Raw genomic sequence first — 25,043 nt, 5'->3', positions numbered from 1 at the left:
GACCGACGCGAGGGAGGGAAAGATGGATGCATTATCGCAGGCTCTGGCGAAGAGCCGTCAAACGATCAGCGCCTATGAGGACTATGCGGAACGCTACGATCAAATCGTGCGGCATGTCCCCAACGACAGAGAACAGGCATCGCTGAAGCGCCTTGTGGCGATCGCTGGCACCGCCGGCCAGATTCTCGAAGTCGGGTCGGGAGCGGGATACGACGCCGACTTTCTGGAGGGCCTGGGCGTCAAGGTTCGCCGCACCGACGCGACAAAGCGGTTTCTCGACCTGCAGGCTGCGCGCGGCAAGCACGGCGAGCTTCTCGATCTCCTCACCGACGATCTCGGCGGCCCCTACGATGCAGTGCTGGCGCTCGCCGTCCTGATCCATGTGCCCCGCGACCAGATCGATCAGGTGCTCGCCAGGATAGCCGGATCGCTGCGGCCAGGCGGCGCCTTCCTGGTGTCGATGCGCAATGGCGACGACGAGACGGACGGCAACTATCACACCGTCCTGTGGCGCCGGGACGACTTCGTGGCCCGTATCGAGAGCGCCGGGCTGGTCCTGATCAGGGACGATTTCAACGAGGGCCGCAATCGCGAGGAATGGAACACGTTCCTGGCTGTCAGGCCGGCATGACGCGACGCTTTTCCCTTCTCCCCTTGTGGGAGAAGGTGGCCGCGAAGCGGCCGGATGAGGGGTGCTCCAGCTGACGCGAACCTACGCCAAACCTTGATGGTGATCTGATCGCACCGCCAGCCTCACGGATTGTCTAAAAGAAAATCGGCCCGATCTTGCGACCGGGCCGATCCGTTTCAGATGCTCAGATTCCTCAGCTGCACCCGCTCGTGCTTCCACACGTATCGCACTTCTCGCAGGTGCCGTTCCGCACCATGGTGAAGTTGTGGCACTCCGAGCATTCGTTGCCGGTGTAGCCCTGCAGCAGCGACTGCTGGCGCCGTGTCGCGGCGAGCTTCTTGGCGTCGGCGGCTTCCTGCGCGGCGGCGTCGGTGAACAGTGCCTCTGTGCTGGAAGCCTCGGCTTCTTCTTCGACGATGTCCTCGGCCAGTTCCCTGGCGCGCTCCTCATAGTCGCGCTTGTAGGCGATGGCCTCGTCGCTCGCCGGCTTCAGCGTCAAGACGTTGGAGCCGGAGAAGGCGGTCGGTGCCGCGCGGGCAGGGGCCGTCGTCGGCGCAGAGCCGCCAAAGCCCTTGGGATCGCCGCCGGCGCCCGAAACCAGCTTGACCGGCGAAACGCCGCGAGTCAGGCCCTTCGAGAACGGCGTCGCCTTGCCTTCGGTGATGCCGCGGCCGAGCGCCGTCTTGTCGAAGTCCGACTGGTCGACATGGGCGAGGTCGTGGCGGGCGAGGTAGGAGACGGCGAGCTCGCGGAACACGTAGTCGAGGATCGACGTCGCGTTCTTGATGGCGTCGTTGCCCTGCACCATGCCGGCCGGCTCGAACTTGGTGAAGGTGAAGGCCTCGACATATTCGTCGAGCGGCACGCCGTACTGCAGGCCGAGCGAGATGGCGATGGCGAAGTTGTTCATCATCGCGCGGAACGCGGCACCTTCCTTGTGCATGTCGATGAAGATTTCGCCCAGGCGACCGTCGTCGAACTCGCCGGTGCGGAGATACACCTTGTGGCCGCCGACCACTGCCTTCTGCGTGTAGCCCTTGCGGCGGTTCGGCAGCTTCTCGCGGTCGCGGTAGAGCCGCTCCACCACGCGCTCGACGATCTTTTCCGTCACCTGCACGGCGCGCTGCGCGGCGGGTGCCGCGATCAGCTGCTCGACCAGCTCATCCTCATCCTCCTCGCCATCGGCGAGCAGCGAGGCATTGAGCGGCTGCGACAGCTTCGAGCCGTCGCGATAGAGGGCGTTCGCCTTCAGCGCCAGCTTCCACGACAGCATGTAGGCGTTCTTTGCGTCCTCCACCGTCGCTTCGTTCGGCATGTTGATGGTCTTGGAGATGGCGCCGGAGATGAAGGGCTGCGCCGCCGCCATCATCAGGATGTGGCTGTTGATCGACAGCGAGCGCTTGCCGATCTTGCCGCACGGGCTGGCACAGTCGAACACCGCGAGGTGCTCGGCCTTCAGGAACGGCGCGCCTTCCAGCGTCATCGCACCGCAGACATGGATGTTGGCGGCCTCGATGTCCTTCTTCGAGAAGCCAAGCGCCGGCAGCATCTCGAACGAGAAATCGCCGAGCTGCTCGTCGGTGAAGCCGAGCGTCTCCTTCACCCAGTCGGCGCCCAGCGTCCACTGGTTGAAGACGAACTTGATGTCGAAGGCCGACTTCAGCGCCGCGTTCAGCGCCGCGATCTTGTCGTCGGAAAAGCCCTTGGCCTTCAGCGAGCCGGGATTGATACCGGGCGCCTGGTTGAGGTTGCCGTGGCCGACCGCATAGGCCTCGATCTCGGCGATCTGGCTCTCGGAATAGCCGAGCGTGCGCAGCGCTTCCGGCACGGCGCGGTTGATGATCTTGAAGTAGCCGCCGCCGGCGAGCTTCTTGAACTTGACCAGCGCGAAGTCGGGCTCGATGCCGGTGGTGTCGCAATCCATGACCAGGCCGATCGTGCCGGTCGGCGCGATCACGGTTGCCTGCGCATTGCGGTAGCCGTGCTCCTCGCCGAGCTCGATGGCGCGGTCCCAGGCCGCCTTGGCGTGCTCAGCGAGCGCCTGCTGCTTCAGATCGGACGCGACCAGCGGCACCGGATTGACGGCGAGCTTCTCGTAGCCGTCCTTGTCGCCATAGGCGGCGCGGCGGTGGTTGCGCATGACGCGTAGCATGTTCTGGGCGTTGCGGTCATAGTCCGGGAAGGCGCCGAGCTCGGCCGCCATCTCGGCCGAGGTGGCGTAAGCCGTGCCGGTCATGATCGCGGTGAGCGCGGCGCAGATGGCGCGGCCCTCGTCGGAATCGTACGGAATGCCCGAGGTCATCAGCAGGCCGCCGATATTGGCGTAGCCGAGGCCGAGCGTGCGGTATTCGTAGGAGAGCTTGGCGATCTCCTTCGACGGGAACTGCGCCATCATCACCGAGATCTCGAGCACGATGGTCCACAGCCGCACCGTGTGCTCGTAAGTGGCGATGTCGATCGTGCCGTCGGCATTGCGGTAGGGCAGCAGGTTGATCGAGGCGAGGTTGCAGGCCGTGTCGTCGAGGAACATGTATTCCGAGCACGGGTTGGAAGCCCGGATCGCGCCGGCCGAGGCGCAGGTGTGCCAGTCGTTCATCGTCGTGTTGAAGTGCAGGCCGGGATCGGCCGACGCCCAGGCGGCGTAGCCGATCTTTTCCCACAGGTCGCGCGCCTTCAGCGTCTTCAGCGCCTTGCCGTCCTTGCGGGCGGTCAGCTGCCAGTCGCCATCGGCCTCGACAGCGCGCAGGAAATTGTCCTTCAGCGACACCGAATTGTTGGAGTTCTGGCCGGAGACGGTCAGGTAGGCATCTGAATCCCAGTCGGTGTCGTAGGTCTTGAACGACATCGAGGTGTAGCCCTGGCGGGCGAACTGGATGACCCGGTAGATATAGTTCTCCGGCACCGCGTCCTTCTTGGCCGCTTTGATCTCGCGCTTCAGCGCCGTGTTGATCGCCGGGTCGAAGCAGTCGTCGTCATGGCCTTCGCAATTGACGCAGGCCTTCATGATCGCTTCGAGGTGCTTCTTGACGATCTTCGAGCCGGTCACCAGCGAGGCGACCTTCTGCTCTTCATTGACCTTCCAGTCGATGAACTCCTCGATATCGGGATGGTCGACGTCGACGATGACCATCTTGGCGGCGCGGCGCGTCGTGCCGCCCGACTTGATGGCGCCCGCCGCGCGATCGCCGATCTTGAGGAAGCTCATCAGGCCGGAGGAGCGACCGCCGCCGGACAGCTTCTCGCCTTCGCCGCGCAGCAGCGAGAAGTTGGAGCCGGTGCCGGAGCCATATTTGAACAGGCGCGCCTCGCGCACCCACAGGTCCATGATGCCGCCCTCGTTGACGAGGTCGTCCTGCACGCCCTGGATGAAGCAGGCATGCGGCTGCGGATGCTCGTAGGAGGACTTCGACTTGGTCAGCTTGCCGGTGAAGGGGTCGACATAGAAGTGACCCTGGCTCGGGCCGTCGATGCCATAGGCCCAGTGCAGGCCGGTGTTGAACCATTGCGGCGAGTTCGGCGCGACGCGCTGCGTGGCCAGCATATAGGCAAGCTCGTCGCGGAAGGCGCGCGCGTCTTCCTCGGACTTGAAGTAGCCGCCCTTCCAGCCCCAGTAGGTCCAGGTGCCGGCGAGGCGGTCGAAGACCTGGCGAGCATCGATCTCGGAGCCATAGCGCTCGGCCTCGGGGAGCTTGGCGAGTTCGGCCTCGTCGGGGACCGAGCGCCACAGGAAGGAGGGGACGTCGTTCTCCTCGACCTTCTTCAGGCGCGCGGGAACGCCGGCCTTGCGGAAATACTTCTGCGCCAGGATGTCGGCGGCGACTTGGCTGAACTGCGCCGGCACGTCGATATTGTCCAGGCGGAACACCACCGAGCCATCCGGATTCTTGATCTCGGAAAGCGCCTTGCGGAATTCGATCTCCGCGTAGGCGGATTGTCCTGGCTTGGTGAAACGACGCTCGATGCGCATTGGTCCGGTCCTTTGTGTCTATATATAGCGCTTTTCCCCAGGGATTCATGCCCCGAAAGCGAAACGCGCGGTCCGCCGTTTGCCGGCATCTTGACGACGCCGGCATCTCCTTCGCAGTCGTGGCGCGGCGCGCTGGCCAACTTCTTGCGAAGGGCCTCTCCAACTCGCCGACGAACCCCCTGCGGGTCCCTCAAAACTTTGAAACTTTTTCGCGATTCCCCCGATCGAGGGTTTCACACTATCTAGGGTCGAACCTGCCTGCAAACACTAAATATAGTGTTAACAGATCATTTTTTCCAGTCCGACAATTCTCCCTTTTCGCCACCCAAGCCCCACCCAATCCCAACGCTTCCGCCGGCCTCGTGAACGGGCGGAAATGTGGGCAAAACGCACAAAATCCGGGAAAAAAGACCGGCCTCTGAACTCTCCGGTCGCGCTCTCAACAGGAACGCATGGCCTATAAAAGGCGACTCGTTTTGCGCCGTCAAGGATTCGTTTACGTAGCTTTTGTGACCCCAATATCTTGTGTGTCACAGATGTGGATAACGGGGACAGAAAGGGCCTGCGCAACTCCCGGTTCTGCCGGCCGTCGGCAACGACTCGAAGCCGGCGGGGACCATGCCGGCCGAGCGGCTTTTCATTTTAGCTGGCTTGCACTATGTCTTGCCCTTCGCGCGGGGGCGCGTCTTGTCAACCGGAAAAGCATCCGCTACGCCCCGCTCATGACAGTTACCGTCCGTTTCGCCCCGTCGCCGACCGGCCGCATCCATATCGGCAATGCGCGCACCGCTCTGTTCAACTGGCTGTTCGCCGCGAACAACAAGGGCCGCTTCATCCAGCGTTTCGACGACACCGATATCGCCCGTTCCAAGCAGGAATTCGCCGATTCCATCCTCTACGACCTGCACTGGCTTGGCATCTTCCCGGACGCCACCGAATACCAGTCGCGGCGCGTCGAGATCTATGACGCCGCCGTCGAGCGTCTGAAGGAGGCGCGCGTCCTCTACGCCTGTTACGAGACGCCGGAAGAGCTCGATCTGCGCCGCAAGGTGCGCCGCACGCGCGGCCTGCCGCCGGTCTATGGCCGCGAGGCGCTGACGCTGACGCCGGAGCAGGTGGCCGAATACCAGTCGGACGGCCGCCGCCCGCATTGGCGCTTCCTGCTGCCGAACTTCACCAGCGATCCGCTGCAGCCCGAGCGCACCGAGATCCACTGGAACGACCTGGTGCGCGGCGAGGAGACCGTCGATCTCGCCTCGCTGTCCGATCCCGTGCTGGTGCGCGAGGACGGCACCTATCTCTACACGCTGCCGTCGGTGGTCGACGACATCGAGATGGGCGTCAGCCATGTCATCCGCGGCGACGACCATGTCACCAACACCGGCGTGCAGATCGCGCTGTTCCAGGCGCTCGGCGCCGAGCCGCCGGTCTTCGGCCACCATAATCTCTTGACCACGGTCTCGGGCGAGGGCCTGTCGAAGCGCACCGGCGCGCTGTCGATCGAAAGCCTGCGCGAGAACGGTATCGAGCCGATGGCGGTCGCCTCGCTGGCGGTGCTCGTCGGCACGTCGGAGAATGTCGCGGCGGCGCACGATCTTGCCGACCTCGCCGGCCATTTCGATCCGGCCGCGACCTCGAAATCGGCGGCCAAGTTCGATCCGGACGAGCTGTTCGTGCTCAACCGCACGCTGATGCACCACATGCCGTTTGCCGAGGCGCGCGACCGGCTGATCGTGCTGGGTGTTTCAGGCGACAAGGCGGAGCCGTTCTGGATGGCCGTGCGCGGCAACCTCGACAGGCTGGCCGACGCGGTTGCCTGGTGGCGTATCGTCGATCAGGGACCGCAGGAGCCGGCGGAGTTTTCCGGCGAGGATCGGGACTTCCTGCACCAGGCGTTCGACCTGTTGCCGGATGAGCCGTGGAACGGCACCGTCTGGAAGGATTGGACCGGCAAGATCCGCGAAGCAACCGGGCGCAAGGGCAAGGCGCTGTTCATGCCGCTCAGGCTGGCGCTTACTGGACAGCCTTCCGGGCCGGAGCTTGCAGATCTATTGCCCCTGCTGGGTCGGGAAGGAACGATGGCCCGACGACCCTGACCTTGCGCTGCTCCGGGGGCAGCGCCGACACCGGCGATGTCGCCGGCTTCTCGGCCAGGCGTTTGATGGCGTCGCGGTCGAGCCCGCCTTCGGCATTGGCCAGCGTCTCCGGATCGGCGCCCGGATCCGGCTTGGTACCGGGCATGGGAACGAAGGGCGCCGTGGCTGCCTCGGGGTCGGGCTGCCCGGGGTTCGGCGGATTGCCGGCGATGATCTCGAAATTCTGCGCCTGCGCGTTGCAGCCGCAGGCCGACGGCCGCGCCATGTTGCTCTGCTTGTAGAGATAGGCGCTCGGTAGTTCGCTGTACGGCTTGCCAGTCACCGACGAGGTCATCGCGCCAGCATCGTCGTCCATGCCACGCGTGTAGAACACCTGCATCTCGGTGCCCGGGCAGCTCGATTCGCAATTCTTCTGATCGCGCTCGAAATCGCCATAGGAAGCGGCGTTCGACATCGGGAAGAAATAGCCGTCGCAGGTGCGCACGCATACGGTGCGGAATTCACCGTTCAGCCGCGGCAGGTCCATGCCGTCTGGCTGGTTGATGACGCGGCGGATGTTGCGCTCGCTCGGATCGTCCGGCGGCACGTCAGGCGCATCGGGCGTGTCGAGCGCTTCGAGCTCGCGGTTGCCGCCGCCAAAGAGCTGCTCGAACAGATTGCCGCCGCCGCCATTGTCGCGCGCGGCCTCCTCGATCGGAGCGCGCCTCGGCGCGATCTCGTCGTCGCGGCAGCCATTGGCATCGAGCGCCGCCAGGATACGGCCTCGATCGCGGCGGGTGCCGCCGCCTGAAAGACGCTCGCGCTTCGCCAGCAAGGCGTCGAGATTGGCGTTCATGCGATCGATGTTCGCGTTGATCGCGGCGCATTTGTTGACGTTGCGCGAAAACAGCGAGAAGCCGCAGCCGGCATCGCTCGCCCGGTTGCGCGCCTTCGTCATCTGCTCGCGCTGGCGCGCGATGGCGTCGTCATATTTGCGGATTATCGCCGGTCCGCCACCGCCGCCGCGACTGGCATCCAGCTCCGCCTCGAGCTGGCGGCACATGCGCGAGGCGGCCTGCGGCTCGGTCACGGCGACAGCCGACGTCGCCAGCGCCGCGAGCAGCGCCGCAAGGTGGGTCAGCTTCAACCCCGCGCCCTTCATTCGCCTGAAACCCCGATTGCCAGCCTGTCGCATAGACTAGCGTGTCCGCGGTTAAACCTGTCTTTACTTTGCAGCCGAAAGCACTTGAGTCTGCGATCCGCAGTCTACCGCCAAATCCGGCCTCAGCCCAGATTGACGACCGCCTGCGCCTTGTGCGCCGCCTCGACCACCGCCAGTGCCGTCATGTTGACGACGCCGCGCGACGTCACCGAGGGCGTCAATATATGCGCAGGCTTGTCGGTGCCGAGCAGGATCGGGCCGACATGCAGCGCGTCCATCATGGCGCGCAGCGCCGTCAGCGTTATGTTGGCCGAATCGAGGTTCGGGAACACCAAGAGGTTGGCTTCGCCCTTCAGCCGCGAATGCGGATAGACGCGCTGGCGCAGGTGCTCCGACAGCGCCGAGTCGGCATGCATTTCGCCGTCGCACTGCAATTCGGGCGCGATGCGCGCCAGGATCGCCGCCGCCTGGCGCATCTTCAGCGCGCTCGGGGAATCGCGCGAGCCGAAGTCGGAATGCGACAGCAGCGCTGCCTTCGGCTCGATACCGAAACGCTGGATCTCCTCCGCCGCCAGCACCGTCATCTCGGCGATCTCCTCGGCCGTCGGATCGACCGAGACATGGGTGTCGGTGAGGAAGATGATGCCGCGCTGCGAGATCAGCATGGAGAGGGTCGAGAGATCGCGGTCCTTGATGCCGGCACGTGGGCCGATGATCAGCGTGACGTTGCGCAAATGCCGCTCGAAACGGCCCTCGAGGCCGCAGACCATGGCGTCGGCATCGCCACGCTTCAGTGCCAATGCGGCGATCACCGTGTTGTCGGTGCGCACCATGGTGCGCGCCGCTTCCGTCGTCACGCCGCGCCGCCCGGCAAGCTCGATCAGCAGGTCGACATAGTGGCGGTAGCGCGGATCCTCCTCCGGGTTGATCAGGCCGAAATCGACGCCCGGCTTGATGCGCAGCCCATAGCGCTTCAGCCTGACCTCGATGACATGCGGGCGGCCGATCAGGATCGGTTCGGCGATGCCTTCCTCCAGCACCACCTGCGCGGCGCGCAGCACACGCTCGTCCTCGCCGTCGGCATAGATGACGCGCTTGGCACTCGACGCCTTGGCCGTCGAGAACACCGGCTTCATCACCAGGCCGGAGCGGAACACGAAGCGGTTCAGCTTGTCGATATAGGCGGCGAAGTCGGCGATCGGCCTGGTGGCCACGCCGGTGTCGCAGGCGGCCTTGGCGACGGCCGGCGCGATGCGCAGGATGAGGCGCGGGTCGAAGGGCGAGGGGATCAGGAAATCGGGCCCGAAGATCGGCGTCTCGCCGGAATAGGCGCGCGCCGCGACATCCGATGGCTCTTCGCGGGCAAGGGCGGCGATCGCCCTGACCGCCGCCATCTTCATCTCCTCATTGATGGCGCTGGCGCCGCAGTCAAGCGCGCCACGGAAGATGTAAGGAAAGCACAGTACGTTGTTGACCTGATTGGGGAAATCGGAACGGCCGGTGCAGATCATCGCATCCGGTCTCGCGGCCCGCGCGGCCTCCGGCATGATCTCTGGATTGGGATTGGCCAGCGCCAGGATCAGCGGCTTCGGCGCCATGTGCTGCAGCAGTTCCGGCTTCAGGACGCCGGCGGCGGACAGGCCGAGGAAGACGTCGGCGCCGGGAATGACGTCGGCCAGGGTGCGCGCGTCGGTGTCCTTCACATAGGGGTCTTTCCAGCGGTCCATCTCGTCCGTGCGGCCCTTGTAGGCGACGCCGAACCTGTCGGTGACCCAGATGTGCTCGACCTTGGCGCCGAGCGAGACCAGCAAATTGAGGCAGGCAAGCGCGGCCGCGCCCGCGCCCGAGGTGACGATCTTGATGTCGGAAATCGTCTTGCCGGCGAACTCCAGCCCGTTGAGCACCGCGGCCGCGACGATGATCGCCGTGCCATGCTGGTCGTCGTGGAACACCGGAATGCCCATCCGGGCCTTCAACTGCTCCTCGACCTCGAAGCATTCCGGCGCCTTGATGTCCTCGAGGTTGATGCCGCCGAAGGTCGGCTCCAGCGCCGCGACCGTCTCGACCATGCGCTCGATCTCCGGCGCGTCGATCTCGATATCGAAGACGTCGATGCCGGCGAACTTCTTGAACAGCACCGCCTTGCCTTCCATGACCGGCTTCGAGGCGAGCGGCCCGATATTGCCGAGGCCGAGCACCGCCGAACCGTTGGAGACGACGCCGACCAGGTTGGCGCGCGCCGTATAATCGGCGGCGGTCGCCGGATCGTCGCGGATCTCGAGGCAAGGGGCGGCGACGCCCGGCGAATAGGCGAGCGCCAGGTCGCGCTGGTTGCCGAGCGGCTTGGTCGCCTGGATTTCCAGCTTTCCGGGAATGGGATGCTTGTGGAAGTAGAGCGCGGCCTCGTCGAGGTCCGACCGGGCCGGTTTCTTGTTCTCGCTGTCCATACCGGCCTCCTTGCGCTCCTGCTTTGCAGCCTTTTAGCATGCGGCGCGAGCTTTTCGCGACGGCAAATGACGCAATTGGCATTCAGATCGGCGAAGCGGGAATAACCAAGTTATTTCAGCCTCTTGCGCCGAGACTCTGCGATACGGCGGGCGGCCGGCGCCGGCAGCCGGTCAGAACGCGCTGACGTAGAGGCCGCCATCGACCGGAATGTTCTGGCCGGTGAGATAGCCGGCATGCACCGAGCACAGGAAGGCGCAGATCTGGCCGAATTCTTCGGGTGTGCCGAGGCGCTTGGCCGGCACGTCGGCGCTGATGCGGGCTTTTCGCTCGGCCGCGGCGGCGGGATCCTCGGTCGTGCCGGCCTCATGCGGACCACGCAGCCGGTCGGTATCGAGCTTGCCCGGCAGCAGGCTGTTGATGGTGACGTTGCGGTCGACCACCGTGCGCGCCACGCCGGCCAGAAACGAGGTCAGGCCGGCACGCGCGCCGGACGAGAGATCGAGGCCGGGGATCGGCACATAGACCGACAGCGAGGTGATATTGACGATACGGCCGAAGCCGCGCTTCGCCATGCCGTCGATCACCGCCTGGATCAGCTCGATCGGCGTCACCATGTTCTGCGTGACGCCCTCGATGATCTTCTCGCGGTCGAGCGTGCGGAAATCGCGCAGCGGCGGCCCGCCATTGTTGTTGACGAGGATGTCCGGGTCCGGGCAGGCGGCAAGCAGCGCCTTCTGCACCTCGGGCTTCGACACGTCGCCCGCGATCTCGATCACCTTGACGCCGAATTTTTCGCGGATTTCGGCGGCGGTCTTCGCCAGAAGCTCCGCGTTGCGGCCGTTGACGACGATATCGCAGCCGGCCTCGGCCAGCGCGATGGCGCAACCGCGCCCGAGCCCCTTGCTGGAGGCGCAGACAATGGCCTTCTTTCCGCGAATGCCGAGATCCATGACGGTCTTCTCCCTTGATTGAGCGCGGCAAGCTAGCGCTTGGGCTGGACCAATCGCAACCGTCATACGGTTGTTGCATGAATCGGGGCATAGGCTCTGCGAAAGCAACGGTGACAAGCGATGTCCGGCCCAGAGCCCCGCACTTTCCGATCGATGTTCATCTCCGACATCCATTTGGGGTCGAAGGCGGCCAAGGCCGACTTCCTGATCGATTTCCTCAGGCATCACGACGCCGATATCATCTATCTGGTCGGCGACATCGTCGACGGCTGGAGGCTCAGGCGCAGCTGGCACTGGCCGCAAAGCCATAACGACGTCGTGCAGAAATTGCTGCGCAAGGCGCGCAAGGGCGCCTCGATCACCTATATCGCCGGCAACCACGACGAGTTCGCCCGCCAGTTCCAGGGCGTGCATTTCGGCGGCATTGTCGTCGCCGACCGCGCCATCCACGAGACCGCCGACGGCCGGCGCCTGCTGGTCATCCATGGCGACCAGTTCGATACGGTGGTGCACAACCAGCGCTGGCTCGCCTATCTCGGCGACTACGCCTATGACGCGGCGATGCAGGTCAACCGGATCATCACGCGGCTGCGTCAATTGCTCGGCCTGCCTTACTGGTCGTTCTCATCCTGGGCCAAGGTCAAGGTCAAGAAGGCGGTCAACTTCATCGGCTCGTTCCAGACCGTGCTGAGCGACGAGGCGCGCCGCTCGCATGTCGATGGCGTCATCTGCGGCCACATCCATCACGCCGCGATCGAGAACTACGGCGATGTGCAATACATCAACACGGGCGACTGGGTGGAAAGCTGCACGGCGGTGGTGGAGCATTTCGACGGCCGCATGGAAATCCTGACCTGGGCTCACGTCCTGCCCGAGGCTCCGGCCGGCAAGGACGTGCTCGTTCCCGTCAACATCAGGGGCAGGGCAACGCAGGCGGCCTGACGCGAGGCCCCTGCGGGCGCAAACCCGCGTTAATCGATTAGTCCAGCCGGTTTCGCCGGGTTCTTCTCCATGTTAGGGATCGCCATACGTTGCGGCCGGTAGAACGCGGCGTAATTGGATCGATTCATGTCCTTGCCGCCGCTCACGCCTGAACAGCTCGTCAAGCCGCGCCATTTCGAGCTGCGCATGAGCCTGATCTTCGCCACGCTCTTCGTGTCACTCGGCACGCATCTGCCCTACTTCCCGCTATGGCTGCAGGCCAAGGGTTTCCATGCCGAGCAGATCGCCGTCATCCTCGCGGCGCCCATGTTCCTGCGCGTGGTGACGACGCCGCTGCTGACGGCGCTTGCCGACCGGGCGCGGGACCGCGCCAATGTTTATATCGCGCTGGTGGCCGCATCGATGCTGCTCGCCGCCGGCTATTTCCTGCCACCCACCTACGCCATCGTGCTCGTTGTCTCGCTGGCGCTGACCGTCGTCTGGACACCGCATTCGCCGATCGCCGATTCGCTGGCGCTATCGGGCGTGCGCCGCTTCGGCTCCAATTACACCAGCATGCGCAAATGGGGCTCGATCTCCTACCTCTGCGCCAATGTCGTCGGCGGCTTCATCCTGGCGCGCACGGGCGCCGAGGCGGTGCCGGTGATCATCTTCGTCGCGCTGGCCGCGGCCCTGGCCGCCGGCCTGCTTGCGCCAAGGCTTGGCCGTCCGCGGCGCGCCTCGCCGCTTTCGGCGGCTGACATCCAGCATTCGGCGCCGACGCTCCTCAACGCCTATTTCCTCTATTTCACCCTCGGCGTCGGCATCATCACCGCCAGCCATGCCTTTCTCTACGGCTTCGTCTCGATCTACTGGAAGTCGATCGGCATCAGCGACACCGTCGTCGGGCTGCTGTGGGCCTGGGGCGTGGTCGCCGAGGTGTGCATGTTTGTGATGTTCACGCGCATCTTCGGGTCCGTTTCCGTTGCCACGGTGATGCTGATCGCCGCCATCGGCGCGATCGTGCGCTGGATCGCCTTTCCGCTGATCTGGCCGCTCGGCCTCGGCATTGCCGGCTTCTTCGGCGTCCAGACGCTGCACGCCGTATCGGTCGCTATGGTATTGATCGGCCTGCAGAAAATGATCGGTGAAACCGTCTCGGAGGAGCGCACCGGCGCCGCGCAAGGCATTGCCTACTTCTTCAACGGCTTCTTCATGGCCGTGGTGACGCTGGCGTCGGGCCCGCTCTACGATCGCTTCGGCGTCGACGGCTTTCTGGCGATGATCCCGATCGCGCTCATCGGGCTGGCGCTGATTGCGCTCGCCGCGCGCTCAGCCCCACAGCGTTCGGTCGGGGGGTGACACCAGCGACCCCTGGTACACAAGGCCGGGCGCGCGGTCCCTGGCGAGCAGCAACGGACCGTCGAGATCGACGAAGTCGGCGTCCTGGGCCAAAAGCACGGCCGGCGCCATCGCCAGCGAGGTGCCGACCATGCAGCCGACCATGATGTCGAAGCCGAGTTCGCGGGCGCGGTCGCGCAGCACCAGCGCTGCGGTCAGGCCACCCGTCTTGTCGAGCTTGATGTTGACGGCGTCGTAGAGGCCGACCAGCGCGTCGAGGTTCTTCGCCTCGTGCACGCTTTCGTCGGCGCAGATCGGCACCGGATGCGCGATCTCGCGCAGGATTTCGTCGCGGCCGGCGGGTAGCGGCTGTTCGATCAGCGCGATCCCTTGTTCGGCGGCGAAGGCGAGGTTTTCGACGATATTGTGCTCCGTCCAGCCCTCATTGGCATCGAGGATGATGCGGCTGCCGGGCGCCGCCTCGGTGACGGCACGGATGCGGGCTTTGTCGTTGTCGCCGCCGATCTTGACCTTGAGCAGTGGCCGCGCCGCATTGGCGCGAGCCTGCGCCGCCATCGCTTCGGGCTCGCCAAGCGACAGCGTGAAGGCTGTTTCCAGCGCTCTCAAGGGCACAGCGCGGATTGCATGCGCCACCGGCGCGCCGCTGAGCTTCGCTTCCAGGTCCCACAAGGCGCAATCGATGGCGTTGCGCGCGGCGCCGGCGGGCATGGCGTGGATCAGGGCAGCCCGGTCGATTCCGTCGGCGATCCGCCCGCGCATCGCCTCGATCGCTGCCTGCACGCCGTCCATGGTCTCGCCATAGCGCTTGTAGGGAACGCACTCGCCGCGCCCGGCATGGCCGTTTTCACGGATCGTCACCGTGATGACTTCCGCCTCGGTCTTCGATCCGCGTGAGATCGTGAAGGCTCCGGTGATGGGAAAACGCTCGGACTCGACCGAAATGACACGCGCCATATTTTTCTTCTCCGGCTGTGCGACAACGGGTCGCCGGCAAATGACAGCCCGGTTCCGGCAGGCTAAACAGGACGCCATGTTGACCATCCGCAAACGCGACGCAAGCGGCACCGCCGCCAAGGAGCCGAACGGCCAGCCGCGCGTCGCGGTCGGCCAGGAGGGCGGCGTTCTCGGTTGCGCCTTCTCGGGGAACTGGACGACGCGCACCGTGGCGCTGGTCGACGCCGAGATGCGCAAGATCGAAAAGCGCAGCGGCGTCAAGTCCTTGGCGCTCGATCTTTCGCATATCGACAAGATGGATACCGCCGGCGCCTGGCTGATCGACCGCCTGGTCAGCGCCTTCGAGAAGAAGGGCATCGAAGTCACCATGCAGGGGCAGAGCGAGATCGCCTCCATCCTGCTTTCCGCCGTCGGCGACGCCGTCCGGCGCGAGCCCGAATCGGGGCCGGCCGGTCCGCCCAACATCATCCTGCGCGCGCTCGAGGCGGTCGGCCGGCGCGTTTATGAGATGCGCGACGATTTCCTGGCCTCGATGAACATCCTCGGCGCCACCATCCGCGGCGCCCAGATGAAGCTCGGCCGCGGCCATGCCGTCAATCCGGCCGCGATCTTCAACCAGATCGACCGCATGGGCGTCGGCGCCATCCCGGTGGTGGTGCTGATGTCGGCGATCGTCGGCGCCATCGTTGCCCAGCAGGGCGCCTATCAGCTCAGCTATTTCGGCGCCGACATCTTCGTCGTCGACCTCGTCGGCGTGCTGATCCTGCGCGAGCTTGGCGTGCTGATGACGGCCATCATGATCGCCGGCCGTTCCGGCAGCGCCATCACCGCCGAGATCGGCTCGATGAAGATGCGCGAGGAGGTCGACGCGCTGAAGGTCATCGGCCTCAATCCGATCGGCGTGCTGGTATTCCCGCGGCTGGCCGCGCTGGTGATCGCGCTGCCTTGCCTCACAATCGTCGCCAATTTTGCAGCACTTGGCGGCGGCATCGTCGCCGCCTGGCTCTATTCCGACATTCCGCCGGCCGCCTTCCTCGACAGGCTGCGCATCGCCATCGACCTCAGCACCATCTTTGCCGGACTGATCAAGGCGCCGTTCATGGCCATGATCATCGGCATCATAGCGTCGGTGGAGGGCATGAAGGTCGGTGGCAGCGCCGAATCGCTCGGCCAGCACGTGACCGCCTCGGTGGTGAAGTCGATCTTCGTCGTCATCATCCTCGACGGGCTTTTCGCCATGTTCTACGCAGCGATCGAGTTTTGAGATGGCGAACGCGAACGGCAACGGGGTCAAGACGGCTGAGGACGCTGACGAAAGCGAGATCGTGCTTTCGGTGCGCGACGTCACCGTCGCCATTGAGGACAAGCTGATCCTCGACAAGCTGTCGCTCGACATCAAGCGTGGTGAGATTCTTGGTTTCGTCGGCGCTTCGGGGGCCGGCAAGTCCGTCCTTTTGCGAACCATCCTCGGGCTGATGCCCAAGCAATCGGGAACGATCAAGCTGTTCGGCGTCGACGTCGACAAGGCAAGCGATATCGAGCGCCTGCGCGTCGACATGCGGCTGGGCGTCCTGTTCCAGCACGGCGCGCTGTTCTCAGCCTTGACGGTGCAGGAGAACGTGCAGGTGCCGATGCGGGAATATCTCGACCTGCCGAGGAAGCTGATGGACGAGCTGGCGCTGCTGAAGATCGAGCTGGTCGGCCTGCCGCCGGACGCGGCGCAGAAATTCCCCTCCGAGCTTTCCGGCGGCATGATCAAGCGCGCGGCGCTGGCGCGCGCGCTGGCGCTGGACCCGGACATCGTCTTTCTCGACGAGCCGACCTCGGGGCTTGATCCGATCAGCGCGGCGGAGTTCGACGAACTCGTCGTCAAGCTGCGCGACACCATGGATCTCACCGTCTACATGGTCACGCACGACCTCGACACGCTGTTCACGGCCTGCGATCACGTTGCGGTGCTCGGCAAGAAGAAAGTGCTGGTCGAAGGTACGATCGACGACATGCTGAAGAGCGAGGAGCCGTGGGTCAAATCCTATTTCCGCGGAAAACGTGCCCGGCAACTTGATCTTGCGGCGCGCGCATAGTCATAAGTGAGGCAATGGAAACAAGAGCCAACTACGTCATTGTCGGCATCTTCACTCTGGCCGCGATTGTTGCGGCCTTCGCCTTTGTCTATTGGACCGCCGCCATCGGCGACAGGGGCGAGACGGCCGTGCTGCTGGTGCGCATTCCAGGTTCGGCTTCGGGCCTCGGCCCCGGCAGCCTGGTGCTGTTCAACGGCGTCAAGGTCGGCGTGGTCAAGCGCGTCTATATCGCGCCCAACGATCCGGCGGCCGCGATCGCCAGCACCGAAATCGGCCGGACGACGCCGCTTACCAAGTCGACGCAGGCCGATATCGGCATTGCCGGCCTCAGTGGCCAGGCCAATATCGAGCTCAAGGGCGCCAACCTGAATGAGGAAAACCTTCTCGACCTGGCCGAGAAGGAGGGCAAGGACGCCGAGATCGTCGCCAATCCATCCGCGGTCACCAACCTCCTGCAGACCGCGCAGACCATCTTTACCCGCGCCGACAAGGTGCTTTCCGATCTCGAAGGGTTCACCCATGACGTGCGCGGGCCGCTGACCGATACGGTCAAGAACGTGCAGACCTTTTCCGACGCGCTGGCCAAGAATTCCGACGGCATAGACAAGTTCCTGTCCAGCGTGAGTGCGTTGTCGGACGAGTTGAAGGGTGTCTCGGGCAAGCTCGACGGCACGCTGAAGGCCGCCGAAGGCCTGCTCAACGCCGTCGACAAGGACCAGATCAAGAGCATCGTCGCCAATGTCGACACGGTCACCGGCAACCTGAAGGAAAGCTCCAAACAGTTCGATACCGTCATCAACAACGTCAACACGGCGGTCGGCTCGATCAACGACTTCGCCCAGAAGACGCAAGGCACGCTGGATAAGGTCAACGGCGTGCTCGACGGCATTGATCCGGCCGAGGTGCGCACGGCGCTGGCCAACATCCAGAAGGCCAGCGACAACGCCAATCAGGCCGCCGCCGACATTGCCAAGGTCACGAACAAATTCGCCAACCGCGCCGACGATATCGACGACACCATCAAGGACGCCAAACAGCTGGCGCAGCGGCTCAACGATGCGTCAGTGCGCGTCGACGGCATCCTGGCCAAGGTCGACAACTTGCTCGGCTCGGGCGAGGCGAACGGCGTCATGGCGGACGCCCGTGAGACGCTGAAATCGTTCAAGCAGGTCGCCGACACGCTGAATGCGCGGCTCGGTACCATCACCGACAATCTCGCCCGTTTCTCCGGCCAGGGCCTGCAGAATGTCGAGGCGCTGGTCCAGGACAGCAGGCGTTCGATCAACCGCATCGAGGAAGCGGTGACCGATCTCAGCCGCAACCCGGGGCGTATCCTGTCGGGCGGCGAGGGCGAGGTCCGGCAATATGACGGCAGGGTGCGGCGTTGACTTCGGCCTGCGCCCACCGCAAGAACATGAGCCGCAATTGCGGGTTGATCTTACGATCTGGGGACAACGGGGATCGCGTGTGACGTCGGTTTGGGTGAAGTCGGTTGGATTGACATCGGCTGCGGCGCTGCTTGCGCTTTCGCTCGCCGGCTGCGCGGCCCTCGGTGCCAAGCCGGCGCCGCTCGACACGTTCGAGTTGTCGGCGCCGTCGGTGGACGCCCATGGCCGCAGCCGTCGCCAGATCCTGATCGCCCAGCCCTCCGCGCTCAAGGCGCTGGACAGCCAGAACATTGTCATCAAGCCGGGCGACGGCTCGATCCAGTACCTCAAGGGCGCGCAATGGGCCGACCGGCTGCCGCTCATCGTGCAGGCAAGGCTGGCCGAGACCTTCCAGCGCTCCGGCAGCTTCGCCGGCGTCGGCAAGCCGGGCGAGGGGCTGGCGATCGACTACCAGATCATCGCCGAGGTCCGTTCCTTCGAAGTCCGGGTCAATGGCGGCGAGCATGCCGAGGTCGAACTGTTCGTGCGCATCCTCAACGACCGCAACGGCGAGGTGCGCGCCGCCAAGAGCTTCACCACGAGCGCGCCGGTTTCGGGAGGCGGCAACGCCGCCTACGTCAACGCTCTGGACAACGCCTTCGGCCAGGCGGCGAAGGACATTGTGCTCTGGACGGATTCGCTGATCTGACGGTCTCGCCCGGGAGGCGCCGCTCCTGGCCATCTCAAACAATCCAGCACAAATGAAAAAGGCGGGCCATGGCCCGCCTTTTTGGTGTGTACCGAAGCCGCTTACTGCAGGCGGCCGCTGGCATGGGCCAGCATGGTGTAGACCTTGCCGGTGTCCGAAGTCAGGTAGGTTTGGCCCATGATGTTGTCGCGGTCGTTGCGCGACACATCCTTGAGCAGCTTCTCGAAATCGTCGCAGTAGCGGTCGACGGCGGCGCGGAACTCGGCCTCGGCCTGGTACTTGCGGCGGATCTCGTCGAAGGTCTGCTGGCCCTTCAGCGTGTAGAGGCGCCGCGTGAACACGTCACGCTCGCCGCGCCGGTAGCGGTTCCACAGCTCGATCGAGGCGTCGTGGTCGATGGCGCGGGCGATATCGACCGACAGCGAGTTGAGCGATTCCACGACATGCAGCGGCGAGCGCTGCGCCGGAGCCGGGCGCGGCGCTTCCGCCGGAGCGGCCGGCCGGAGCTCTTCCTCGCGCGATGCGCCGGTCAGGAGATCGCGCACCCAGCCGCCTTGCGCCGTGCGGCCATTGGGATCGCGGCGCGGGGCCGTCTCGGCAGCGCGATCCAGGTCAAGCGTGCCGCGCAAGGTCGTCTCGGCCAGCGGCGCCTGAGGTGCCCGGCGCTCGGGTTGCGGCTGTGGCTGCTGTGACTGCTGCGGTGCCGGCGGGCGACGCAGCGGCTCGGCAGGACGGGCCGGCGCCTGCGGTGCGGGGCGTAGACCGCGCGGCTCGCCGGATTCGCTGCTGCCGCTGCGGCCGGATTTCGCAACGATGTCAGACAGCTCCTTGAGCGCGTTGATCTGCTCGGAGACGGCGCGGCGGATGGCCGAGGTCGACTCCTTGGCCTCTTCCGGCATCTCGATGACGCCCTTCTTGAGCTCGGCGCGCGTCAGGTCGAGCTCGCTCTTGATCGAACCGGCAGTGCGTCGCATCTCCTCGGTGGCGTCGGCAAAGCGGCGCGTCGCCGAATCGACGACCTCGGCGATGGCGGTGCGGATCTTCTCCGCCGATTCCATGGTCCGCCCCTCGGCGTTCTGCATCGTCTGGCCAACCAGGTTTTCGAACGAACGCATCACCTTTTCGAGGTCTTCCGACTTCTTGACCAGGCCGACGGCGAGATCTTCCAGCGACGACTGCCGCTCCAGCGTGTGCTCGAGGTTGCTCTGCGCCGAGCTGAGCAGAGCCGAGGCGCTGGAGAGCAAGCGGCTGTGCTCGTCGAACTTGGTGGCGATCGAGGCGACCTCGCGCAGCGTGGCCGACGACAGGTCGGTGAGCCGGGTCGTGTTCGAATCGACCAGTCGCGCCGAGCTGGCGAAGGTCTGCGCGGCCTTTTCCGTCGTTGTCGCGAAGCTCTGCGTGCTGCCGGACAGGCGTTCCTCGACATGACCGAGATTGGCCGCAGCCTGGTCGATCAGCTGACCGAGCTGGGCGCTGGAGGTGCTCATGCGGCCGATGAGGTCGGCAACGCTTTCGGCGAGCGTCGAGCGCGCGCCGTCCACCGCCGACAAGGTCTCGGCGGTACGGCTGGCGAGCGCGTTGACGAGCGCGGCGTTTTCGCTGCGCAGCTTCTCGGTCGCCCGCTCGGTGACCTCTTCCATGCTCCGCTGCAGCTCCGAGCCGCCCTGGGCGAAACGCTCGACCAGCGGCTTGGCGGTTTCGTCGAGGATCTTCGACATTTCGGCCGAGCGCGCCGCCAACATCGTGTTGAGCTCGCGGGTGTTGGCGCCGATGGTTTTGGCCGCGTCGTTGGTGCTCTGACCGATATGCTGGCCGACCGCGGTGAAGGTCTCGGCGATGACGTTGGCGCGCGAAATCAGTTGCGCCTCCGCGCCCGAGACCTGCTCGTTGAGCTTCTGACCGATCGTTTCCGTGGTGCAGGCGAGGCGGTTCTCGACGCCGGCGATCTGCTCCTCGATCCGGGCCGCTGCTGCCGCCGCATTCGACGCCAGGCGCTCGTCGGCGCCGGCCAGCGCCTGCTCGATCTCGCGGGCGTGGACGGCCAGTTCCTGACCGGTCTGACGCGCGCGGTCGGCGACCCGCTGCTCGGTGCTGGCGAAGGCCCCGACGATGGTCTCGGCATGGCCGCCGATGGTCGTGGTGCTGTCGGCGATGCGCGCGACCAGGCGCTGGTCCGCATCGTCGAAGATGCGAGCGATCTCGGACGCGCGTGACGAAAGCGCTTCCGATCCCTCGGCGATGCGCGAGATCAGATGTTGGTCGGCAGCATCGAAGATGCGGCCGAGGTCCGAGGCGCGGGCCGCGAGCGCTTCGGCCGATTCGCCGATGCGCATGCTCAGCCGCTCGTCGGCGCCTTCGAAATTGCGCAGGATGTCGCCGGCGCGCGCCGCCAGCGACTGCGCCGTTTCGACCGCGCGGGCAACCAGCTTCTGGTCCGCGGCGTCGAAGGTACCGGCGATCTCGCTGGCGCGGGCGGACAGCTGGTCGGCGGTGTCCTCGGCGCGTGCGATCAGCGCATTCGACGTGTCCTCGGCGCGCGCATGCAGGCGGCGGTCGGCGTCCTCGAAGGCGCGGGCGATGTCTTCTGCCCTGGCGAGCAGCGCGGCCGAGGTCTGTTCGGCGCGGTCGGCGATCTTGCGGTCGGCGTCGCTGAAGACAAGGCCAGCCTGCTCGTGCAGGGCGCTGGTGACCTCCATGACCTTTTCGCGCAAGGCGCCGGCGACGAAGACCGCGCTCTTCTCCAGCACGTTGCGGATGTTGTCGACGCCGGTCGACAGCGCCCGTTCCATGGTTCCGGCGCGCTCCTCGATGATGCCGGTCTGCCGGTTGAACGCCTGCTCGATCTTCTCGACGTCGGCGGCGATCGTTGCCGAAATGTCGCTGCTCCTGGCGGCCAGTTGGTCGATATGGCCGGACAGGGAGCGGTCGACATCCTTGCGGGTGTCGACGAGCTTCGCCAGATCGTCTTCCAGCGCGCGGCTCAGCATGTCGCGGCCTTCGGCCAGCTTGCCGACATGGCCGGCGATAATGTCGTCGACCTCGCTGCGGCTGGCGACGAGCTTCTGCAGGTCCGCTTCCAGCGCGCGCCTGAGGATATCGCGGCCCTCGGCGAGTTTCTCGACCTGGCCGGCGACCAGCCCGTCGATGCTGGAGCGGCTTTCGGCCAGCTTGGCAAGGTCGTCCTCAAGTGCCTTCGAAAGCGCCGAACGATCCTGCGCAAGCCTGTCGCTATGGCCCTGGAGGAGGCTGTTGACGTTCTCCAGGTCGCCTTCCAGCACCCGCGCGAACTCGGCGCGGTTGTCGGTCAGCTTCTGCGACTGGTCGGCAATGGCGTTCCTGATCGTGCTGAGATCGGCATCCAGCGCGCGCTTGAGGATATCGCGGCCTTCCGCAAGCTTCTCGACCTGGCCGGCGACCAGCCCGTCGATGCTGGAGCGGCTCTCCGCCAGCTTGGCGAGATCGACCTCCAGCGCCTTGGCCAGCGTCGAGCGGTCCTGGACCAGCCTGTTCTGGTGATCGGCCATGATGCCGTTCACATTCTGCAGATCGTCCTGGAGCGCTTGCGACAGCGTCGAGCGATCCTGGACGAGCCGGTTCGTGTGGTCGGAGATCAGGCTGTTCACATTCTGAAGATCGGCTTCCAGCGCCTTCGAAAGCTGGCTGCGCTCTTCCGCCACCCGCTCGGAATGGCCGGCGATGGCGCCCTTGATCGTGTTGATATCGGCTTCGAGCGCGCGCTTGAGGATGTCGCGGCCCTCGGCGAGCTTTTCGACCTGGCCGGCGACCAGACCGTCGATGCTGGCGCGGCCCTCCGCCAGCTTGGCGAGGTCGGCCTCCAGCGTCTGCGCCAGCAGGCTGCGGTCGTCGGCGAGCCTGACGGAATGACCCTCGACCAGGTTCCTGATGCCGGACAGGTCGCTCTCCAGCGAACGGCTGAGTTCGCCGCGGTCTTCGGCAAGCTTGGCGGAATGGGTCTCGATCAGGCTCCTGATGCCGATAATATCGGTCTCCAGCGCCTTGGCGAGCACGGAGCGGCCCTCGGCGATCTTCTCGACCTGGCCGGCGACCAGCCCGTCGATGCTGGCGCGGCTGTCGGCCAGCTTGCCGAGATCGGCTTCCAGGGCGCGCGACAGGATGTTGCGGCCCTCGGCGAGCTTCCCGACGTGGCCGGCAACCATTTCGTCAATGATCGTACGGGCTTGCACGAGCTTTCCGGAGTCGTCATTCAGGGCCTGGGCAAGCCGGTTGCGGCCTTCTTCGAGCTGCTCCAGGTGGCTGCCCAGCGACGCGTCGATCGCGGCGCGCGACTCGTTGACCTTGCGCAGGTCGTCTTCCAACGCGCGCGCGATGAGGTTGCGGCCTTCCGCCAGCTTCTGCACCTGGTCGGTCACGGCGGCGTCGATGCCGGCACGGCTTTCGGCGAACGTCGCCAGGTCGGCCTGCATGGCGGCCGCCATGCGATCGCGGCTTTCCGAAAGCTTGCGGCTGTGGTTTTCCACCGCCTCCTCGATGCCGACGCGGGCATCTGCGAGCCGCTGGATGTCGCTGTCGAAGGAACGCGAGACGACGTGGCGAGCGGCTTCCATGCGGCCGGCGAAGTCGCTGGCGCGGGCCTCGAGCATGGAGGAGGTCGACGAGACGATGTCGGCCATGTCGGCGCCGATCTGCGTCTTGCCCTGGTCGATCATCGCCGAGAGCTGGTCCTTGCTCTCTGCAAAGGTATTGGCGATTTCGCGAGCGCGCTCGACCAGCGTCTCATTGATCTGGCGGGCGCGGGCTTCGAGCGCGGCATTGAGCTTCTGCGTGCCGGTGTCGAGCGCCTCGGCGCGGGTCTGGAATTCGCTGATCAGCGCCTGGCCGCGTTCGGCCAGCGTCCGTTCGATGCCGCTGAGGCTGTTCTCGAACTCGGAACTCAGCGTGCGCGCGGCGCCGCCTAGCAGCGAAACCATGCCGCTGGTGCGGTCGTCGAGCAGGTCGGTCAGCGAGCGGGTGAGGCCGTCGGTGGTGTCGGTCAGTTTGGCGATGCGGGTGTCGAGCAGGCTGGCGAAGGCCTCGCCCGAGGTCGACAGCCGGTCGGTGATCGAATCGAGCCGGCCCTCGACCGAATCGAAGATCGACATCGAGCTTTCGTTGATGCGGTCGATCAGCGTGTCGCCGGAATTGTTGATTGTCATCGACAGCTTGGTCGACGCATTGAGGATGGAGTCGCGGATGATGTCGCTGGCGGAGCCGATTTCGTCCCGCAGCGTCTCATGCGCGCTGGCGATCGAGGCGCGCACGCGCTCGGCATGGCTGACGACCGCTTCGCGCTCGCTGCCGAGGCCATCGACCAGCGAGCGGATACGGGCCTCGTTCTCCGAATAGGAGCGCTCGATCTGGTTGACTTCGCTGTGGACAAGCGTTTCCAGCTCGACCGCGCGCGCCAGCGTGCGCTCGATGCCTTCGCCCATCGCCGCGACTTCGCGGCGCACGGCCTGGCCGATCATCATGACGCGGTCCTGGGCGAGGTTTTCCGGCTCGGCCAGGCGGAAGGCCACTTCCGTCATCGACTGCGCGGCAATGCGCATTTCCTGCGCGCGGCGCACCATGGCCGCGAAGGCCCAGAACAGGATCACGGGAATGATTGCCGCGACTGCCAGGCCGATCAGCTCGGGGCGGGCGAAAAACTGGTCGAAGGTGCGGATCTTCCAGATGCCCGAACCGAACAGAAGATTGGCCAGGCCGCCGGCGCCGGCGATCCATGCCAGCGAAATGAACGCCACAACCCAGTAGATCGTGCTCGACGCGCGGCGGTTGAGGCCATGCAGCAGGGTGCGGTAGTCCTTCTGGCGGTCGTCATTGGCCGGGGTGAAGCCGGCCGGCTGCGCGCCGTTGCGCGTTTCAACCGGACGCAACTCGGCGGGCTTCGCCGCCGGCTGCGTGTTCTGTATTGGCCTGGCATTCTGGCTCTGAACAACCACCGGTTCTTCCTTGTGGCCACGCCCTTCGCGCGCCAGTTCGTCAGCCGCGGCCGAAATCTGCGCTTCCAGATCTTCCATCGACGCCGCCATATCGAGGCCGCCGTCGCCATCTACGCTCAAATCAAGGTCGAGTGCCTTTTCGAGCTCCTTGGCCACGTCGCTGTCGAGAGTTCGTGTCGTTGGTTTCTTCGCCATGCCTTCGCTACCCTGTACTAGCTGCCGGGGGAGTTATGATTTTGAGCCGTGATTCTGGCTTGTCTTATCCCACGCAGGAGGCTGAAAATGGACCCTCGTATCGTAATGACACACAGGGGTAAAGAAAACCTGCATTCTGGGCGATACGTAAAACTTTAAATATAGGGTTAACGGAGACGTGATTTCGCGGCCTCCCTGTCAACATTTTTTCAGGTCAATCATTAACCCGTTTGCTACGGGATTCGCCTAGTTTTCCAG

Annotated in this window: 14 protein-coding genes; 8 read left to right on the top strand and 6 right to left on the bottom strand. The window is 65.2% G+C overall.

What is annotated here, in order from left to right; translation table 11 throughout:
* Positions 1 to 22 precede the first annotated feature (22 nt).
* On the top strand, positions 23 to 631 hold the full coding sequence (locus EN846_RS20400) for a class I SAM-dependent methyltransferase (protein WP_127391158.1): 609 nt from the start codon (positions 23 to 25) through the stop codon (positions 629 to 631).
* 193 nt (positions 632 to 824) lie between these two features.
* On the opposite strand, the gene EN846_RS20395 is transcribed toward EN846_RS20400, so the two are convergent.
* Positions 825 to 4,598 carry a vitamin B12-dependent ribonucleotide reductase gene (locus EN846_RS20395; protein WP_127391157.1) on the bottom strand — a complete coding sequence of 1,258 codons (3,774 nt, stop codon included), beginning with the start codon at positions 4,596 to 4,598 and terminating at the stop codon, positions 825 to 827.
* Positions 4,599 to 5,320: 722 nt separating this feature from the next.
* Between EN846_RS20395 and gltX the strand changes: the two genes are divergently transcribed.
* Positions 5,321 to 6,694: a glutamate--tRNA ligase gene (gene gltX / locus EN846_RS20390; RefSeq protein ID WP_127309159.1), complete on the top strand. Its 1,374-nt coding sequence runs from the start codon at positions 5,321 to 5,323 to the stop codon at positions 6,692 to 6,694.
* Here gltX and EN846_RS20385 read toward each other — a convergent pair.
* The 3 genes from EN846_RS20385 to EN846_RS20375 all read right to left on the bottom strand — a co-directional run bounded on the left by EN846_RS20385 (position 6,612) and on the right by EN846_RS20375 (position 11,233).
* Complete coding sequence (locus tag EN846_RS20385) at positions 6,612 to 7,835, bottom strand: DUF2865 domain-containing protein (protein ID WP_135859259.1); 1,224 nt, start codon at positions 7,833 to 7,835, stop codon at positions 6,612 to 6,614. The genes gltX and EN846_RS20385 overlap by 83 nt on opposite strands.
* A 122-nt stretch (positions 7,836 to 7,957) precedes the next feature.
* The gene (locus EN846_RS20380) at positions 7,958 to 10,282 is read right to left on the bottom strand and encodes an NADP-dependent malic enzyme (protein WP_127394012.1); all 2,325 of its coding nucleotides are present in this window, start codon (positions 10,280 to 10,282) and stop codon (positions 7,958 to 7,960) included.
* A 171-nt stretch (positions 10,283 to 10,453) separates the two neighbouring features.
* Positions 10,454 to 11,233 (bottom strand): SDR family oxidoreductase, encoded by a 780-nt coding sequence (locus EN846_RS20375; RefSeq protein WP_127394013.1) that lies wholly within the window; start codon positions 11,231 to 11,233, stop codon positions 10,454 to 10,456.
* Positions 11,234 to 11,353: 120 nt separating this feature from the next.
* Between EN846_RS20375 and EN846_RS20370 the strand changes: the two genes are divergently transcribed.
* A complete protein-coding gene (locus EN846_RS20370) occupies positions 11,354 to 12,175 on the top strand; it encodes a UDP-2,3-diacylglucosamine diphosphatase (protein WP_128347079.1) in 822 nt (273 codons plus the stop codon).
* Positions 12,176 to 12,301: 126 nt separating this feature from the next.
* On the top strand, positions 12,302 to 13,516 hold the full coding sequence (locus EN846_RS20365) for an MFS transporter (RefSeq protein ID WP_127393922.1): 1,215 nt from the start codon (positions 12,302 to 12,304) through the stop codon (positions 13,514 to 13,516).
* Here the strand turns inward: EN846_RS20365 and dgcA are convergent.
* Positions 13,487 to 14,470 carry an N-acetyl-D-Glu racemase DgcA gene (gene dgcA / locus EN846_RS20360; protein ID WP_127393921.1) on the bottom strand — a complete coding sequence of 328 codons (984 nt, stop codon included), beginning with the start codon at positions 14,468 to 14,470 and terminating at the stop codon, positions 13,487 to 13,489. The genes EN846_RS20365 and dgcA overlap by 30 nt on opposite strands.
* A 76-nt stretch (positions 14,471 to 14,546) precedes the next feature.
* On the opposite strand from dgcA, the gene EN846_RS20355 reads away from it, so the two are divergent.
* Genes EN846_RS20355 through EN846_RS20340 form a run of 4 tightly spaced genes read left to right on the top strand, consistent with a single transcriptional unit; the run spans position 14,547 to position 18,630 of the window.
* The gene (locus EN846_RS20355) at positions 14,547 to 15,734 is read left to right on the top strand and encodes an ABC transporter permease (protein WP_135913950.1); all 1,188 of its coding nucleotides are present in this window, start codon (positions 14,547 to 14,549) and stop codon (positions 15,732 to 15,734) included.
* A gap of 1 nt (position 15,735) precedes the next feature.
* The gene (locus tag EN846_RS20350; RefSeq protein WP_127286684.1) at positions 15,736 to 16,554 is read left to right on the top strand and encodes an ABC transporter ATP-binding protein; all 819 of its coding nucleotides are present in this window, start codon (positions 15,736 to 15,738) and stop codon (positions 16,552 to 16,554) included.
* A 14-nt stretch (positions 16,555 to 16,568) separates the two neighbouring features.
* The gene (locus tag EN846_RS20345; protein ID WP_127393133.1) at positions 16,569 to 17,942 is read left to right on the top strand and encodes an MlaD family protein; all 1,374 of its coding nucleotides are present in this window, start codon (positions 16,569 to 16,571) and stop codon (positions 17,940 to 17,942) included.
* Positions 17,920 to 18,630: an ABC-type transport auxiliary lipoprotein family protein gene (locus EN846_RS20340; protein WP_127393134.1), complete on the top strand. Its 711-nt coding sequence runs from the start codon at positions 17,920 to 17,922 to the stop codon at positions 18,628 to 18,630. Before EN846_RS20345 ends, EN846_RS20340 begins: the two co-directional genes overlap by 23 nt.
* A gap of 101 nt (positions 18,631 to 18,731) precedes the next feature.
* Here EN846_RS20340 and EN846_RS20335 read toward each other — a convergent pair whose 3' ends face one another.
* A complete protein-coding gene (locus tag EN846_RS20335) occupies positions 18,732 to 24,785 on the bottom strand; it encodes a kinesin (protein WP_135859262.1) in 6,054 nt (2,017 codons plus the stop codon).
* Between the last annotated feature and the right edge of the window lie 258 nt (positions 24,786 to 25,043).

Source organism: Mesorhizobium sp. M4B.F.Ca.ET.203.01.1.1, assembly GCF_004791025.1.
GTDB classification, from domain to species: domain Bacteria; phylum Pseudomonadota; class Alphaproteobacteria; order Rhizobiales; family Rhizobiaceae; genus Mesorhizobium; species Mesorhizobium abyssinicae.
The sequence above is the reverse complement of the archived record's forward strand: the minus strand, read 5'-3'. Positions and strand labels throughout refer to the sequence as shown.

Bases quoted from the DNA above. Each gene is read 5' to 3' on its own strand.
- EN846_RS20400 (WP_127391158.1), top strand. From the start codon at position 23: ATGGATGCATTATCGCAGGCTCTGGCGAAGAGCCGTCAAACGATCAGC.
- EN846_RS20395 (WP_127391157.1), bottom strand. From the start codon at position 4,598: ATGCGCATCGAGCGTCGTTTCACCAAGCCAGGACAATCCGCCTACGCG.
- gltX (WP_127309159.1), top strand. From the start codon at position 5,321: ATGACAGTTACCGTCCGTTTCGCCCCGTCGCCGACCGGCCGCATCCAT.
- EN846_RS20385 (WP_135859259.1), bottom strand. From the start codon at position 7,835: ATGAAGGGCGCGGGGTTGAAGCTGACCCACCTTGCGGCGCTGCTCGCG.
- EN846_RS20380 (WP_127394012.1), bottom strand. From the start codon at position 10,282: ATGGACAGCGAGAACAAGAAACCGGCCCGGTCGGACCTCGACGAGGCC.
- EN846_RS20375 (WP_127394013.1), bottom strand. From the start codon at position 11,233: ATGGATCTCGGCATTCGCGGAAAGAAGGCCATTGTCTGCGCCTCCAGC.
- EN846_RS20370 (WP_128347079.1), top strand. From the start codon at position 11,354: ATGTCCGGCCCAGAGCCCCGCACTTTCCGATCGATGTTCATCTCCGAC.
- EN846_RS20365 (WP_127393922.1), top strand. From the start codon at position 12,302: ATGTCCTTGCCGCCGCTCACGCCTGAACAGCTCGTCAAGCCGCGCCAT.
- dgcA (WP_127393921.1), bottom strand. From the start codon at position 14,470: ATGGCGCGTGTCATTTCGGTCGAGTCCGAGCGTTTTCCCATCACCGGA.
- EN846_RS20355 (WP_135913950.1), top strand. From the start codon at position 14,547: ATGTTGACCATCCGCAAACGCGACGCAAGCGGCACCGCCGCCAAGGAG.
- EN846_RS20350 (WP_127286684.1), top strand. From the start codon at position 15,736: ATGGCGAACGCGAACGGCAACGGGGTCAAGACGGCTGAGGACGCTGAC.
- EN846_RS20345 (WP_127393133.1), top strand. From the start codon at position 16,569: ATGGAAACAAGAGCCAACTACGTCATTGTCGGCATCTTCACTCTGGCC.
- EN846_RS20340 (WP_127393134.1), top strand. From the start codon at position 17,920: ATGACGGCAGGGTGCGGCGTTGACTTCGGCCTGCGCCCACCGCAAGAA.
- EN846_RS20335 (WP_135859262.1), bottom strand. From the start codon at position 24,785: ATGGCGAAGAAACCAACGACACGAACTCTCGACAGCGACGTGGCCAAG.